The 16,777-nt window shown below is 35.1% G+C and carries 12 protein-coding genes; 11 read left to right on the forward strand and 1 reads right to left on the reverse strand.

The features are described 5' to 3' along the window. On the reverse strand, positions 1-441 hold a 441-nt coding region (locus FJ213_10170; protein MBM4176519.1), incomplete at its 3' end, for a homocysteine methyltransferase. A 139-nt stretch (positions 442-580) separates the two neighbouring features. Here FJ213_10170 and FJ213_10175 point away from each other — a divergent pair. The 11 genes from FJ213_10175 (at position 581) to amrS (ending at position 15,743) form a co-directional block, all read left to right on the forward strand. Beyond that, positions 581-1,102, forward strand: coding sequence for a hypothetical protein (locus FJ213_10175; GenBank protein ID MBM4176520.1), 522 nt, complete (start codon positions 581-583; stop codon positions 1,100-1,102). Positions 1,103-1,173: 71 nt separating this feature from the next. After that, positions 1,174-3,048, forward strand: coding sequence for a tetratricopeptide repeat protein (locus tag FJ213_10180; GenBank protein ID MBM4176521.1), 1,875 nt, complete (start codon positions 1,174-1,176; stop codon positions 3,046-3,048). Between the two features lie 55 nt (positions 3,049-3,103). Further along, the gene (locus FJ213_10185; GenBank protein MBM4176522.1) at positions 3,104-3,718 is read left to right on the forward strand and encodes a sigma-70 family RNA polymerase sigma factor; all 615 of its coding nucleotides are present in this window, start codon (positions 3,104-3,106) and stop codon (positions 3,716-3,718) included. Then, on the forward strand, positions 3,715-5,346 hold the full coding sequence (locus FJ213_10190) for a hypothetical protein (GenBank protein MBM4176523.1): 1,632 nt from the start codon (positions 3,715-3,717) through the stop codon (positions 5,344-5,346). Before FJ213_10185 ends, FJ213_10190 begins: the two co-directional genes overlap by 4 nt. Before the next feature lie 168 nt (positions 5,347-5,514). Continuing rightward, the gene (locus FJ213_10195; protein ID MBM4176524.1) at positions 5,515-7,329 is read left to right on the forward strand and encodes a dipeptidase; all 1,815 of its coding nucleotides are present in this window, start codon (positions 5,515-5,517) and stop codon (positions 7,327-7,329) included. A 21-nt stretch (positions 7,330-7,350) separates the two neighbouring features. After that, a complete protein-coding gene (locus FJ213_10200; GenBank protein MBM4176525.1) occupies positions 7,351-9,678 on the forward strand; it encodes a TonB-dependent receptor in 2,328 nt (775 codons plus the stop codon). Positions 9,679-9,730: 52 nt separating this feature from the next. After that, positions 9,731-10,894: a metallophosphoesterase gene (locus FJ213_10205; GenBank protein MBM4176526.1), complete on the forward strand. Its 1,164-nt coding sequence runs from the start codon at positions 9,731-9,733 to the stop codon at positions 10,892-10,894. A gap of 172 nt (positions 10,895-11,066) precedes the next feature. Next, positions 11,067-12,434 (forward strand): T9SS type A sorting domain-containing protein, encoded by a 1,368-nt coding sequence (locus FJ213_10210; GenBank protein ID MBM4176527.1) that lies wholly within the window; start codon positions 11,067-11,069, stop codon positions 12,432-12,434. Positions 12,435-12,540: 106 nt separating this feature from the next. After that, a complete protein-coding gene (locus FJ213_10215) occupies positions 12,541-14,229 on the forward strand; it encodes a D-aminoacylase (protein ID MBM4176528.1) in 1,689 nt (562 codons plus the stop codon). 69 nt (positions 14,230-14,298) lie between these two features. After that, complete coding sequence (locus tag FJ213_10220) at positions 14,299-14,643, forward strand: four helix bundle protein (protein MBM4176529.1); 345 nt, start codon at positions 14,299-14,301, stop codon at positions 14,641-14,643. 92 nt (positions 14,644-14,735) lie between these two features. Then, the gene (amrS, locus tag FJ213_10225; protein MBM4176530.1) at positions 14,736-15,743 is read left to right on the forward strand and encodes an AmmeMemoRadiSam system radical SAM enzyme; all 1,008 of its coding nucleotides are present in this window, start codon (positions 14,736-14,738) and stop codon (positions 15,741-15,743) included. Positions 15,744-16,777 lie beyond the last annotated feature (1,034 nt).

The raw sequence follows: 16,777 nt of genomic DNA on the forward strand, positions 1-16,777 counted from the left end.
AAGCGATTGCATTGTTTCGATATTTATAAAATCTGCTTCAGTTAATCCTTTTGCTTGTTCACGAAATGAATCGAATGCCTGTTCGCGAGTTGTTTCACCAAGGGGTTCGATCAATTCTCCCAATGGTCCGAGCGAAGCCGCAACTATGACATCGGTTTTTGCTGCTTTTCGGGCAATTTCAATTCCACGTTTATTGATTTCGCATGTTTTACTTTCAAGTCCAAATATTTTTAATCGCAGCATATTTGCACCGAAAGTGTTGGATTGAATTATATCAGACCCTGCATTGGCATAACTTCGGTGGATTTCAAAAATGATTTCTGGTTTGGTTAGATTGTATTCTTCCGGGCATTCGCCGATCTGCCAGCCGTGTTTTTGAAGCATCGTCCCCATTGCTCCGTCGAAGACCCAGACTTTTTTTCTTTGTAAAAATTCAATCATTGTGGAACAAAATTTTGTTTTACTAATTTACAAATAATGATTATTATAATGTACTAATTCGTTAAGTACTTTTGTGATGAAAGAAATATTGTTTTGTCTGATTAACAAATCATAGATGGACGGAAAAACTGAGGCGAAAATGAAAAGTAAATTATTATTATTAATTATTGCAGTATTTTGTATCTCTTCATTCTCTCCTTTAATACAGGAAGAAAACGAACTGAGTTTTGAACTCGATGGAAACTCGTATAAAATGAGAGTGAAAGACATTTCATTCAGTAAATCTCAAAATATACGAATCTCGATCTCTGCAGAAGAAGAAACTTCGCATCGAAAAACTTCAGCGCACTTATTTTTTGAACTTGAGGGGTATCTTGCGTCTGGTAAATCTTCGAATTTTGGATTGAACTTGAATGAATTTATGAAAACCTCTACTTCAAATGAAATGCTAAGAATTAGTGTGAGCAGTAACCAAGCTGAATACAAAAAAAGTACAACCGAAAGAAGAATTGAACATGATTTAAAAGGTTGGGGGGAATTGAAAGTCACTAATGTTTTCGTGGGCAAAGGTGTGGTTGTTATTGGTAAATTTTCAGGTAATTATTCTTCAAAAGAAATGAACATTAAGCTTCGCAACGGTGAATTTAAATTCAGAATTTGATTCTTGCGTGTTGCTTGAGTAAAGTATTTCTCCAATTAAAGTAAATATTTAACAATTATTGGAATCCGAAATTGGCATCAAAAAAAAATATTCCAACTAATATTCTAAACAAAATATACTCAAAAGTCTTCAACTACTCAGAAACCAAACTCTTGTATGTACTGATGTTTATTGGGTTTGTACTCCGTTTTGTTTATTTAATTGAATCTCAATCAATACCATTCTTCGATCGATTTTATGATTTGCAACAGGTGTATGATAAAACAGCCAAGCTGATTGCTTTCGATAAATTATTTTTTGGACCGGAATATTTTTCAGCCTCACCCTTGTACTCATATTTTTTGGCAATTTTCTATGTATTTTTTTCAAAGCAGGTTTTCTTAATTCAGTTAGTTCAAATTATTATCAGCACGCTTACAATACCTGTTTTATATCTCGTTGGAAAGAATTTGCATTCTGATAAGGTCGGATACACAGCAGCTTTCATTTCGGCATTCTTTGGGAATTTTATTTTTTATTCTACTGCAATACTTGAGACTACGTTGCAAGTATTTTTAGTTTCTTCTCTCCTGTTTTTTCTCACGCAGGATTTTGAACGGAAAGTTGAAAAGAAATGGTTCCTAATTGGTCTGTTAGTTGCATTAACCGCATTAACACGAGAAGCTGTATTGATTTTCGTACCCATTGCTCTTCTATGGTTAATTTTTAAAGGAAGATCGTTTGAAAAAATTAAATCCCAATTCACAAAAGTATTAGCTGCTTACATTCTTGGATTATTAATAATAATTGTCCCCTTTGTAATTCGAAATATTTCAAAAAGTAACTCATTCGTACTAATTACCCCGACTGAAGGTTTGAACTTTTACATGGGAAATAATTCACCGAACTCGGATGTATTTGTAAACCCTGAAGGATTTAATTACTATGAAGATATAGCTGGAATAAATTATTTAAAAACTACAGAAAAGAAAAACTTTTTACCTGCAGAAGCTTCGATGAAATGGTTTCAGAAAGGATTGGATTTCATTTTCGATAATCCTATCGATGCATTTTTTCTGACTTCCAAAAAAGCTTTTTTAATTCTTGGAGATACTGAGAATCCCGAGACTTCATCCACTGACTATGAATTCTATCGCGAAACCTATTCAAGTGTTTTAAAACTTCCATTGATCAGTTTTTACTCGGTTGCCCTTTTCGGTTTGGCAGGTCTAATATACTCGTGGAGGGAAAGAAAAAAAATTTCGTTATTCTATTGGTTTTCACTTTCAATCTTTGTGATGCTTGCTATGTTTTATGTTTCCGGAAAAACGCGAATGCTTCTCTCTCCGATATTAATAATTTTTTCGAGCTATGGAATTTATTCAATATTCAAAAGCTTGAAGTATAAAAATTATCAAGAGTTAATCTCACCTTCATTGGTAATTATTGGATTTATTTTATTTCAGGCCTTTCTTATTCCTAAATATACTTTTCAAAAATATATGGCTTATTTCGATCTTGGAGATTACTTCACTCAAGTTGGCAGTTACGATGTTGCAGCAACAAGTTATGAGAAGTCTATAATGTACCGAGAGCATTATTTAACACATCTCAAACTTGGAGATGTTTACGCCCTTCAAAAATTAAATGCCGAAGCTCTTCAGGAATATAAGGCTGCACTCGAATTAAGACCTGATTATCCCCCAGCAATTTTTAATATGGCTTTGATCTATTCCTCAACCGGAAATCTTGATAGAGCAAAACAATTATATGAAAAAGTGTTGCAGCTAGATCCAAACTATTCAGATGCATATCGAAGTCTTGGTGCGATAGCGTATTTAAATAATAATTTGCCGGAAGCATTATTTAACTTCGAAAAATTCCTTGAGACGTCGACTGACGAAAGTGCGAAGAATAAAATCCGCGGTGATATCGCGCTTATTAAAAGCAGATTATCTAACCAATAACAAAATATTCTTCCAGCCGTAAAATTTTTTTGTAAAACAACGGAACATACACAAAATGAATTCGTCTAAACCTCCGAAAGAAATCGAGAAGAATATTATTTTTAGAGAGAGCTCTCATCCTGATCCCGATTACACTGAAATTCAAAAAATTCAGACTGGAGATATGCAGGCATTTCGTAACATAGTCGAAAAATATCAGGAAAAGGTAAGAAATTTGACTTATTCCGTTTTGGGCGAGAAAACTCATGTGGATGATGTAGCTCAAGAAGTTTTTACAAAGGTCTACTTAAAATCAAACAGTTTCAGGTTTGAAGCAAAATTTTCAACATGGCTTTACCAAATAACTCTTAACAAATGTCGAGATGAACTGCGAAAGAAAACAGCCAAATCATTCTTTTTGATTAAAAATGCAGAGAATATTCAAACGCATGATCAAACAACCGAATTGATTGAATCAACCAATCTTTCTGAATTAGTTCGAGAGCAAATAGCAAAACTTCCCAGAAAATTGCGCGAGGTTGTGATACTTAAGGATATCAATGATCTTAGTTATAAAGAAATAAGTAATGTTCTAAATTGTAATGAAGGTACAGTGAAATCACGATTGTTTAGAGGCAGAATGGAATTGAAAAACAGATTAACTCCATTCAGAAAGGAGCTAGGATTTTGAAAAAAATAAATGACGAAATATTATTTCAATACATTGATAATGAACTTTCCGAAGCTGAACGGTTAGAAGTTGAAACTGAACTTAGCAGATCGGTAGAGCTTCAAAATCGTTTGGATGAGCTTAAAAATATTACTTGCATTCCAAAACTAGTTCAGCCGCTCGATCCTTCACCATATTTTGCCCAGCAGCTGATTGAGAACAAATTCACATCGAGAAAAAATTTAAGTATTAAAAAGTATGCACCCGTTTTTATCGTTATTGTGTTAACAGCAGCTTTGATGCTGTTTTATAAATATAACCTTTCCGAAGTTGATAAAATTGTAAGAGAAAGCGGCGGGGATTTATTAAGTTATTATACGAAAAATTTGAAACCACTTTTTATGAACACACGGTTGGACGAGGATGATGTCTTCAATTTTGCCTTCAATCGAATTGTTCCGCTTGATAGAGAAAAAAATCAATATCTTTCAATAGGTGTGAACGAGAGCGGCAAAGAATATTTTGAAATACGAAATAATCTTGATATAAAAAATTTTCATTCAAAAGATGAGTTCGTTAATCAATTAAAATTGAGTGAAAAGCAAACGAATGAACTGAATAATTTATTAAGCGGTTATGCGAAAAATCTTGAAGGTCAGGTTGTCATTAGTGAAGATAATGCAATTGGCGTAAACGAAAATCTGTGGACTTTGAACAGGGCAATCGTCGCAAATGTTTTACAATTCGCCGAGACCGCCAGCAGTAAAAGCTTGAATCAAATTGTTACACCAACGATAAATTTCATTAGTAATCCAAGAGTTAATGACTTCATAAACTTTGCAGTTCAAAATAAAAGCAATAAGTATGTATTACTGACCCCGGATACGATCTTTTCGACTCCGATAGAGATCAATCTCGAGAAATTTGAGAAGCAAAGGGAGGAAATTGAAAAACAAAAAGAAGAAATTGTAATAATTCTTAAAGACAAATCTAAACGTCATAAAATTCATGAAGATGAGCTTAAAAAGTTGTCGAAAGAATTAGAGAATTTAAAAGTTTCGATTAACATTGACACTTCGGCAAAGATTTTTAAACTATACAAACATAAATCCCGTCCGTTCAGAATTGAAATTGATGAAGAAAAATTTCACATAGAAATTCCTGAAATTGAAAAAATTGATATTCCGAATATCGATTCGATTATGATGAACATTGAAATTGCACGGGATAAAATTCATGCTTTCAGATTTAAGTCGCCCGATGGTATTAAAATACCATCGAAAAAATTTAAAATTGATATTAAAATACTTAAAGATTCTTTAAAGAGTTTGGAAATGAATCTTCCAAATGTAATGAAGTGGAAAATGAAAAATGATTCGCTTGAAAATTTTAAATTGAAAATCGAGGGGCTTGACTCATTGATTGAACTTAGCATGAAAGAATTTAAAGAGCAAGATTGGGAAAAATTTGGCTGGCAAATGGATTCTTTGGGAAAAAGGTTTGATTTTCATTTTGATATTGAAAACTTCGACAAGGAAAAATTCAAAAAAGACATGAACAAGCTAAAAGATGAATTGAAAAAACTCAAATACGAGTACAAGTACGAGTTAAAGCCGAATGAGAAAAAGAAAAAACCGGAAGAGGTTTAGAGAGTTTTACCGTTGAATGCCGTCACCGACCGGTCGGTGACGGCCAAATAACCCGCCCCGAAATTCTTTTGAGAATAGAAACTTTCTTTTTAGATTAAATTAAGCTCGATACAGTTATTGCTGTTGCTTACAAGTATTTTTTATCAACTCTAATTTTCACGAGGTTATATGAAACTCAAAAAAGTATTAATCGCATCCCTAATCTTATTCTTAGTTAACATGAATGCAGAATTATCTGCCTGTACAAACTTATTAGTTACAAAAGGTGCGAGCAAAGATGGCTCCACAATGATCACTTACACAGCCGATTCGTTCAATCTATATGGCGAATTATGTTATTTCCCTGCAGCAAAATATCCTCAAGGGACAATGCTTGATATCTATGAATGGGATACCGGCAAATATCTTGGAAAGATCAAGCAGGCAGTAGAAACCTACAATGTCGTTGGCAATATGAATGAATATCAAGTTGTTATTGGAGAAACAACTTTTGGCGGAAGATCAGAACTCGCTGATCCTTTGGGAATTATGGATTATGGCAACTTAATTTACGTTGCACTTCAGAGAGCGAAAACTGCACGTGAAGCAATTCAGCTAATGGCTGAGCTTGTGAGTGAATATGGTTATTATAGTTCCGGTGAATCTTTTTCGATTGCCGATCCAAACGAAGTATGGATTATGGAAATGATTGGTAAGGGTCCTGGAAATAAAGGTGCAGTTTGGGTAGCTGTAAAAATTCCGGATGGATATGTTTCTGCTCATGCAAATCAAGCACGCATAACTCAATTTTCATTAAACGATCCGCAAAATGTTTTATATGCAAAAGACGTGATTTCCTTTGCACGCGAAAAAGGCTATTTCAGCGGCAAAGATTCGGAGTTCGATTTCTCTGAAGCATATGCACCATTAGATTTTGGAGCCGTAAGGTTTTGCGATGCTAGAGTTTGGTCATTATTTAGAAGGGTGAACTCATCCGCTGAAAAATTCATTTCATATATTCGGGGCGAAAATAGTGACAGAATGCCTTTGTATATTAAACCAGAAAGTAAAATTAGTATTGAAGATGTGATGAGATTAATGCGCGATCATTATGAAGGAACTGAATTAGATATGACAACCGGTGTTGCAGCAGGCACTTACAGCATGCCTTATCGATGGAGACCTTTAATATGGGATTATAACGGAGAGACTTATTTCAATGAACGTCCAATCTCAACACCGCAAACAGGTTTTTCTTTTATCAGCCAATCGCGTTCATGGCTTCCGAGAGAAGTCGGGGGTTTACTATGGTTTGGAGTCGACGATACTTACATGACGGTTTATGTACCGCTTTATTCTTCAATTACAAAAATGCCTCCGAATTTTAAGCAGGGAATTGGATCATTAAGTAAGTTTACGTGGGATGCTGCTTTTTGGGTATTTAATTTCGTTTCAAATTTTGTTTATCCGAGGTACAGCTTAATGGTCGGTGATGTCATTAAGGTACAAAATGAATTAGAAGGAATTTTCTTATCCAAGCAGGAAGAAATTGAAAATAAAGCAATTTCGCTTTCCAAAATATCCAAGAGAGATGCGATTGAATTCTTAAATAATTACTCTCTCGAAGTTGCTGAAGTGACTGTGAAGCGATGGAAGGAACTGGGTGAGTTTTTAATTTTAAAATACATGGATGGCGTTGTGAAAGATGAATTTTTTAGACCGAAAAACGTAGGATATCCAACTGAATTCAAGAAGTTAATGGTTGAGGTCGATGGAACTAAAATCAAAATGAAAAAACTTCCGAGTGAAATTGAGAATGACTATAAAGAAAAAATCTCTCAAGCTGAAAAATTATTAAAAGCGAAAAATTATTCCGAAGCTAAAAAGACTTTTGAAGCAGCACAAAAAGTTAAACCGGAAGAGTCTTATCCAAAAAATCAAATTGAAAAATTAGAAAAACTTCTCGCAGAAATTGAAAGTCTGCACGGAGAGATTTTCAAATAAGATAATTTAATTTTACAACTAATGAAATTATCGCTTCAAATACTGCTGAATATTTTAACTGTATTCTTAACGGTAAAACTCAGTTCTGCGCAATCATTTGGAAAACTTCAGGGTAAAGTTATTGACCAGATAACTCGTCAGCCGATTCCGGGTTCGAATGTAATTTTGGAAAATACGAACTTCGGTGCAGCAGCCGATGTGCTGGGCAATTTTAAAATTGAAAATATTCCAATAGGACGTTATCAAATTCGAGTATCGAGCATTGGATATCAAACACAAATCAATCCAGACATTGTCGTTTCCACCGGTCATACAGTTGCACTTCAATTCGAACTTATTGAAACCGTGATTCCATTAAAAGGGGAAGTACAAGTTCATGCAGAATTCTTTCGGAAAGATCCATCTCAACTTGTAAGTACTCACAGTCTTAGTTATGAAGAAATTCGAAGAACTCCAGGAGCCGCTGGAGATATAAGCCGTGTAGTACTCTCTTTGCCTGGAGTGATTACAGCAGCAGACGATAGAAACGATTTATTAGTCCGCGGTGGTAATCCGACAGAGAACTTGAATCTTATCGATAATATTGAAATTCCTAATCTGAATCACTTCGGAACTCAAGGAGCAAGCGGTGGACCCATCGGAATGGTTAAAACAGAATTCATCCGGGAAGTAAATTTCTCTTCGGGGGGATTTCCAGTGAAATACGGAGAAAGACTTTCTTCAGTAATGGATATTAAATTAAGGGAAGGAAATCGTGAAGAGTTTCAAGCCGACTTGAATCTCAGCATGGCAGGATTTGGAGGTTCGCTTGAAGGTCCGTTATTCGAAAAAGGAAGCTGGATATTTTCTGCACGGAAGAGTTATCTCGATCTTATTGCAAAATTAAATGCAACCAGTGTAGCCACTGCAATTCCGCATTATTCAAACTATCAAACAAAAATTGTTTACGATATTGATGAGAACAATCAATTATCTTTTATCGGCTTGGGCGGGATGGATCGAGTCTCTTTTCAAGAAGGAGAATATAATCTGGTTGCTTATTTCAAAGAGTATGAAATTGAACACAGTCAAAATCAGTTCATAACCGGATTAAATTGGCGGACGCTTTGGTCAAAAAACAGTTACTCTTTACTGACTCTTTCAAATTCCTATAACGATTATGCGAGCGATGTAATTCAAGCTAAATCAAAAAAAGAATATTACTTCAATCATTCTTTCGAGAGAGAAATTCATTTAAAAGGTGAATTTAATGTAAAGATCAATCCATCTTTTGAAATAAATCTCGGCGGCGGTTTTAAATGGATTAATTTAAACCACAGTATTTTTTACCAAGGAGATACTATTTACACAATTAAAAATGGAATAGTAGATACTTCAATTTTTTCTCCTTTGGATTATTCTTTCGGGGAGTGGATTTCAAAAACATTTGCTTATGCTCAAATCACAAATTGGATTTATGACAAACTCAAATTTGTAACCGGTATTCGTTATGATAATTTTTCTTTTATTGAAAAATCAAATGCGTTCTCATTTCGGGGAGGATTGAGTTACTTTCTTACTCCGATTTCGAGTGTTAATTTTTCAGCAGGAATTTATTATCAAACGCCGCCATATATTTGGTTGAGTGCAGATCCCACTTCGCGAAAACTTGAGAATATGAGGGCGGATCATTTTGTATTTGGCTTTGAACATTATTTCTCAGACGATTTGAAATTAAGTCTGGAATCATATCAAAAAAATTATTCGAAGATCCCAACAAGCAAAACTGTACCGCAATTTATCGCATCAAATGGCGGAACGGATTACGGAGTTTTTATGATGCGAAATCTTACGAGTGATGGAAAAGGATACGCACGCGGAATAGAATTTACACTGCAGAAAAAATTATTGAACGATTTTTATGGGATTATCTCTTATGGACATTCAAAAGTAAAATTTACACCGATAGACGGAGTTGAGCGTCCCGGAAGTTTTGATTTTAGAAATGTCTTTACTCTTGTTTTCGGATATATTCCAAACGATAGATATGAATTCAGCTTTAAGTGGCGGTACGCGGGCGGGCGCCCATACACCCCTTTCGACGAAAATCTTTCAAAACTTTTTAAAAGAGAAGTCCTCGATTTCGAGCAAATGAATGCACTCCGATATAAGGATTATCATCGGCTTGATATTCGATTCGACCGACGATGGCACTTTGAAAAATGGAATATTGTTACCTACTTCGAATTGCAGAATGCATATTTCAAAAAAAATATTTATGAGTATCAATGGGATTCGGTTGAAAATAAAGAAATCGAAGTTTACCAATGGAGATTTTTTCCGATTGGAGGATTGACCATCGAATTTTAATCTGCATTTTGAATTTCGTTAGATGACTTCTCTGTAATTCATTTTCTAAAATATGAGTAAAACAAAATCTATGGTTACTTTCTTTTTAATTTTTTTCTTCGTCTTTGGCTCTATAAACTTCTATATTTTTTTGAGAGGATGGCAGTCGCTTGCATACCTTCCTTCTATTAAGCCCTATTACTTAGTTCTGTTTCTTTTTATTTTTCTCTCATATTTAATTGCGAAGTTCTTCGTCTCTTCTCTTCCTCCGTTTCTTTATGATATTTTGATGTGGATAGGTTCGTTCTGGTTTGTTTACATGTTCTACTTTGTCCTTGTAATATTATTCGTTGATATTCTTCGGCTGGTAGATTCTTTTACCGACTTTTTTCCAGAATTCATCCATAATAATTATAACACAGCAAAGTTGATCACCGCTATCACTATGGTTGTTTTAGTTTCAATTCCTATTTTTATTGGGCATCTTAACACTAAAAACGTCAAAGTCAGAGAATTAATTTTATCGATTTCTAAAAGGGAAAGTTCATTGACGGAATTGAATATTGTTTTTCTAGCCGATCTTCATCTATCAATTATTAACGATGAAAGTTTTTTAGATAAAGTTGTCGATAAAGTAAATGAACTGAAACCAGATATTATCTTATTCGGCGGTGATATTGTAGACGACAAAGCTTGGATTTTGGATAGAAAAAACATTGGGCCGTCATTGAGGAAACTAAAATCTAAATTTGGAATCTACACTTGCACTGGTAATCACGAATACATTAACGGAGTTCAAAGCTCAGTAAATTGGATTAAACGTTTTGGAATTGATGTGATTCAGGACGATGTAATTGAAGTTGCCCAAAATATTTATCTCATTGGAAGGGAAGATAGAAGCATAAATCAATTCACCGGTGAAAAAAGAAAAAGCTTAAAGGAAATTTTAAGTCGAACACAAAAGCAGCTTCCGTTAATTCTACTCGACCACCAGCCGTTGAATCTTGAAGAGGCACAACAAAACGGAATCGATCTTCAGCTTTCCGGGCATACACATCACGGTCAGATATTTCCGGCAAATTTTATTACTAAATTGGTTTATGAATTAAGCTGGGGATATTTGAAAAAAGGAAATACTCATTATTACGTTACATCAGGCGTCGGAACTTGGGGACCGCCAGTGAGAAGTGGAAGTCCAACTGAAATAGTTCTGTTAAGAATTAAATTGGATTATTAAATTTTCTATAATTAGAGCGATTGGTATTGATATTTATTTATTTTTTTTAAAATATAAAAAAAAGAATACAGAATTTGCAACCGGGATGCAATCCACCTGATATATCTTGTGAAATAGGCAGCACGGTTTGCGATTAATTAATTATAAAGATTTATGATTTAGGAGTTTAGATATGAAACTATATATTTATTTTCTTATAATGCTCCAAGTTTTTTGTGGTCGATTAGTTGCTCAAAGTAATTTTGTAGTTTTCGATAAAACAAATTCTCCGTTTCCATCAAATAGTCCGGGTTGCATAGTTCAAGATAAAGATGGCTCTTATTGGATAACATTTACTAGTGGTTGGTTTGAGGGAAGTTATTTGGGAGGCGGTTTAGCCCGATTCGACGGAGTAAACTGGCAAATCTATACGAAAGAAAATTCACCTTTACCGACTGACCGAATTATCGCAATTGCTATTGATAGTCTTGGTAGAAAATGGATTACAACTATTAATGGACTTGTAAAATTTGACGGTGTGAACTGGACGATCTATAATACTCAAAATTCACCTTTAATGGAGAACAGCATTTGGAATGTTAGTGTCGAACGTGATACTATAATTTGGGTCTGTTCTTGGACTACTGGTTTTTATAGATTCGATGGTTTGAATTGGGTTAAATATAATACATCCAATTCCCCTTTGCGATCCGATAAGACAAATTTGGTTGTAATAGATAAAGATGGAATAAAATGGTTTGGAGCAGATTACTCGCCCCTTTATAATTTTGATGGAACAAACTGGCGAATTCATGGCAAATATCCTTTTGCTCCAGGTCCTGGTGGCTTCGCTAATCCTGATGTTAGATCGCTGGTTATTGACAAGAATAATGTCAAATGGTTGACGGGCCCTGGCTATTGGGGCGGCGGAATCCCTCGTTGGTATGCTATTGCTAAATTTATCGATACGACTTGGACAATTTACGATTCTATAAAGATAGGTTTCCAGCATTATTCAAATTACTTCGGTATTGCAATAGATAACAATAATATTAAATGGATAACTGATTGGAAAAATGGTTTGATAAGATATAACGACACAACTTTTTATCTCTTTAATCAAACAAATTCTCCAATTCGAAATACCACTGCCATAATAACGGATAAATTTAATAACAAAGTCTTCACTGCTGAACTAAATCAACAATCGTCAACTGGTGAATATCTTGTGGGTGTCGTGTTTTATAACGAAAATGGAGTAGTATTAACATCAATAAAAGAGAGTCATCCACAGCCGGAAAATTTCTTTCTGTCGCAAAATTACCCCAACCCCTTTAACTCGGAGACAAAAATCGATTTCTCAATTCCTCATCCCTCAAGAGTAAAAATTGAACTGTTTAATGTTTTAGGACAAAAGCTATTTGATGTTCTTGACGAAGAAAAAAGTCCAGGTACATACTCGACTTTAATCAGCGGAGAAAAATTGCCAAGCGGTATTTATCTGATAAAGATGAGAGCCGGTGATAACTCCAGCATTAAGAAGTTGACATTATTGAAGTAATTGTGAATCAGTCGTTACACAGTATGATCCTTCAATAGGAAGTTCTATCCTCGAAATTTATTTTCTTTTCAATTATATTGAAAACAAAATAATCGAAGGATAAATAATGAAACAAATCTCCCGCCGAGAATTTCTTACTGCTACTTCATTGTTCGGTGCAGGTGCACTTGTTTTCGGTTCTGAATCGTATAAAAATATCTTTGCTCGAACCCGCGGATTCGACCTTATAATCAAAAACGGTTTTGTAATTGATGGCTCCGGCAAAAGAGAATTTTTAGCGGATATTGGAATCAAAGACGGAAAAATTCTTGCTATAAGTAAACTCAACGAAACTGATGCTTTGCAAATCATCGATGTAAAGGGATTAAAAGTTGTCCCCGGTTTTATCGATATACATTCTCACACCGACTCTGATTTAATCATCAATCCAAAAGCGGAAAGTAAAATCCGCCAAGGTGTTACGACTGAAATTACCGGGCAGGATGGATTTTCATGGGGACCAATCGGCGGACCAGAATTGGATTTGACTCTTAAAAACTTTAAAGAAGAATATGGAGAAGTATTAAACTGGCGAACTATTGGGGACTTTTTATCAGATTTTTCAAAACGAAAATTCTCTGTAAATATTGCAACTATGGTTGGACTCGGAACGGTCCGTGAATTTGTAGTTGGTTTAGATGATCGTCCAACAACAAAAGATGAAATTCTAAGAATGCAGAACGAAGTGAAGAAAGCTATCGAGGAAGGAGCGATTGGAATTTCGACCGGGCTTGAATACACGCCTGGAAGCTTTGCTTCGACAGAAGAGCTGATTGAGCTCTGCAAAGCCGCGCCCGAGTTTGCGCGTATTTATTCCACACACATTCGCAACGAGGACAACACAGTGCTTGAAGCAATTGACGAAGCGATTGAAATTGCAAAGAAATCCAATTCAAGACTTTTAATCTCTCACCTCAAAGTATCCGGAAAATCAAATTGGTATAAAGCAGATGCAGCTTTAGAAAAAATTGATAAGGCAATCGAAGAAGGTTTGGAAGTTCATGCTGACCGCTACACTTATGTCGCATATCACACAAATCTATCATCGCTTTTTCCTCTTTGGTCCCGTGACGGTGGAACAGAAAAATTTCTTGAACGATTGAAAGACAGTTCAATAACGAATAAGATTAAAGAATATGTAGAAAAGAAAGTCGATAATCTTGATGGAGATTGGAATGGCGTGCTGATTTCAAGTGTCGGAAAAGAAGAATTTAAACCTTATCAAGGAAAGACTATCAAACAAATTTCTGAAGACTTTGGTGTGGATTATTTCGATGGTGCGGTAAAAGTCCTGCTTGATGCTGAAAATCAGGTAATGATGATGGGATTTGGAATGGAAGAGAAATCGACCGAAAAAATTCTTGCTCATCCACGCGTTATGATTTCTTCAGATGCAGGCTCGCACGCGCCATATCCACCGATGAACAAAAGCATTGCACATCCTCGCGCATATGGAACTTTCCCAAGAGCAATTGCAAAATATGTACGTGAAAGAAAAATCTGTTCGCTCGAGGAAATGATCAAAAAAATGACATCTATGCCTGCCGATAAATTGAGATTCAAAGATCGCGGTCGGCTTGAAGTAGGAAAAATTGCCGATGTGGTAATTTTTGACTATGAAAAGATTCAAGACAAAGCTACTTTTACAGAGCCGCACCAGTATCCTGATGGAATTCCTTATGTGATTGTGAACGGCGAAATTGTGATTAATAACGGCGAACATACCGGAGCGATGCCTGGACAAGTTATAAGTTAGTAAAGTTATAAAGTTCATAAGGTTAATAAGCGCATAAGATATACGAGAATTTAATTTAAAGGAGGTTGAATGAAATTTGATAGATTTGAAGAAATAATTGTGTGGCAGAAAGCTCAGGAATTAGCAGTTGAAATGTATAAAACTTTTCATGGAATAAGAGATTTTGGATTCAGAGATCAAATTTTAAGGGCAGTTGTTTCAATCAGTAATAATATTGCAGAGGGATTTGAAAGAAAAGGAAATAATGAATTCAAGTATTTTTTATTTGTTTCGAAAGGAAGTGCGGCGGAAGTTCGAAGTATGCTTTATATCGCAAAGGATTTAAATTATATTAACAACGAAAAATTTGAAAGTTATTTTGAAACAAGTTTATCAATTTCCAGAATGCTTTCTGGTTTAATTAAAGTACTTTGAATCGATAAATCACATTAAAACTTTACGAACCTTATGAACTTTAAAAACTTTATGAACCTTACGAACTTTAAAAACTTTACAAACTATTTTCTATGAAACTCGCAAACTGGTGGAAAACTCAACCGAATGGAAAAATACTTTGCACACTTTGCCCGCGTTACTGTACAATAGGAGAAGGGCAAATCGGATTTTGTTTTATTCGTCAGAATCACAAGGGTAAACTTTATACCACGGGTTACGGCAGGCCGACAGGATTTGGAATCGACCCTATCGAAAAGAAACCGCTTAATCACTTTCTTCCGGGAACTACATCGTTGAGTTTTGGAACTGCAGGCTGTAATCTCGGCTGCAAGTTCTGCCAAAACTGGCATATGAGTAAAGCAAAACTTGATGATATTAACGCTCTTGAAGTTTCACCTGATGGAGTAATTGATTTAGCTCTGCGTCATAAAACACCTAGTATTTCTTATACTTATAACGACCCGACAATTTTTGGCGAGTATGTAATTGATATTTCGAAAATAGGTCGTGAAGTTGGGATTAAATCCGTAATGGTTACTGCGGGCTATATAGATAAAGAAGCTAGAAAGGATATATATAAATATATTGATGCCGCAAATGTTGATTTGAAAGCATTCACTGAAACCTTTTATCACAAACTGACTTTCTCGCATCTTGATCCTGTTTTGGATACACTTATTTGGTTGAAGAACGAAACAGATGTCTGGTTCGAAATCACAAATCTGATGATTCCAGGTGAGAATGATTCCGAAGAAGAAACAAAACAAATGTGCGATTGGATTTTAAAAAATCTTGGCGATTCTGTTCCGCTCCACTTCACTGCTTTTCATCCCGATTTCAAAATGAGAGATAAACAGAGAACACAAACGTCAACTTTGATTAACGCTCGCCGACTCGCAATGTCAATGGGAATAAAATATGTTTATGTGGGAAATATTTTTGATAGAGACGGTCAAACAACCTATTGCCCGAACTGTCGAACAAAATTAATTGAAAGAGATTGGCACTCAGTTATATCGAATAAATTAAAAGATGGAAAATGTTTTAAGTGCGGGAATTCGATTGCAGGATATTTTTAACCTTTTAATGGAACACGGATACCGCGGATCATTATGATTAACGCAGATAAGAAAATCAGCGTAAATCCGTTTGATCAGAGTACTGCTAAATTAAGATGGAACCTTTTCCATGTTGGATGGGGCAAAAAAGATTCCATCTTTGTCTATGTATTAATTAGTAAAATGCTTAATAAAACATCTTCTCCGTTTATGCTGGCGTCTTTCGAAATGTTTCCAATGTCCTTGAACTAAGAGATTATCTTCAAGCTCAAGGTTTGACTCGGCGGAGATAATTTTATTTTCTATGCACGATTTACACAGTTCGGTTATTAAAAATGCATCTGCACCTTTTCCTTGCAGTTCTTTTCGGACTGCGCCGAGATAAAGATCAACATACTTTGGAAATTTAAGTGCTTTGAGCAGGTGAATAAATCCAAATGGAAATAATCTTCCGTTTGCTTTTTGTAATGCTCGTGATAGGGAAGGCATTCCTATTACAAAGCCGGCGACTTTATCGTTTTCATCGAGAACTATCTTCAAATATTTTGGCGAAACGAATGGAAAATATTGTTTGGTATATAAATCAATTTGTTTTTGAGACAACTCAACGAATCCATAAAGATTTTCATACGTTTCATTGATTACATTAAAAATTCCATTTGCATATTTGAGGAGTTCTTTTGACGATTTTGCATTCAATACTCTAAGTCTTCTTCTTTCGCGAACAAGCTCGGCTATTCGGATCGCTTTTTCGGGAATTTCTATTGGAACTACAATTTCATATTCAACCCAGTCGGTATCTTTTTTAAATCCTAGTTTCTCAAGATGCTGTGGATAATATGGATAGTTATAGATAGTTGCCATTGTTCCAAGTTCATCAAATCCTTCTATGAGCATTCCTTCACGATCCATATCGGTAAAACCAAGCGGTCCGTGAATTGCTTCCATTCCTTGCGACTTTGCCCACGACTCAACTGTTGAAAATAATAGCTGCGATACTTCCGGCTCATCGACGAAATCAATCCAACCGAACCTTGCATATTTGTTTTTCCACT

It is taken from the genome of Ignavibacteria bacterium (genome assembly GCA_016873845.1).
Classification (GTDB): Bacteria; Bacteroidota; Ignavibacteria; order Ch128b; family Ch128b; genus JAHJVF01.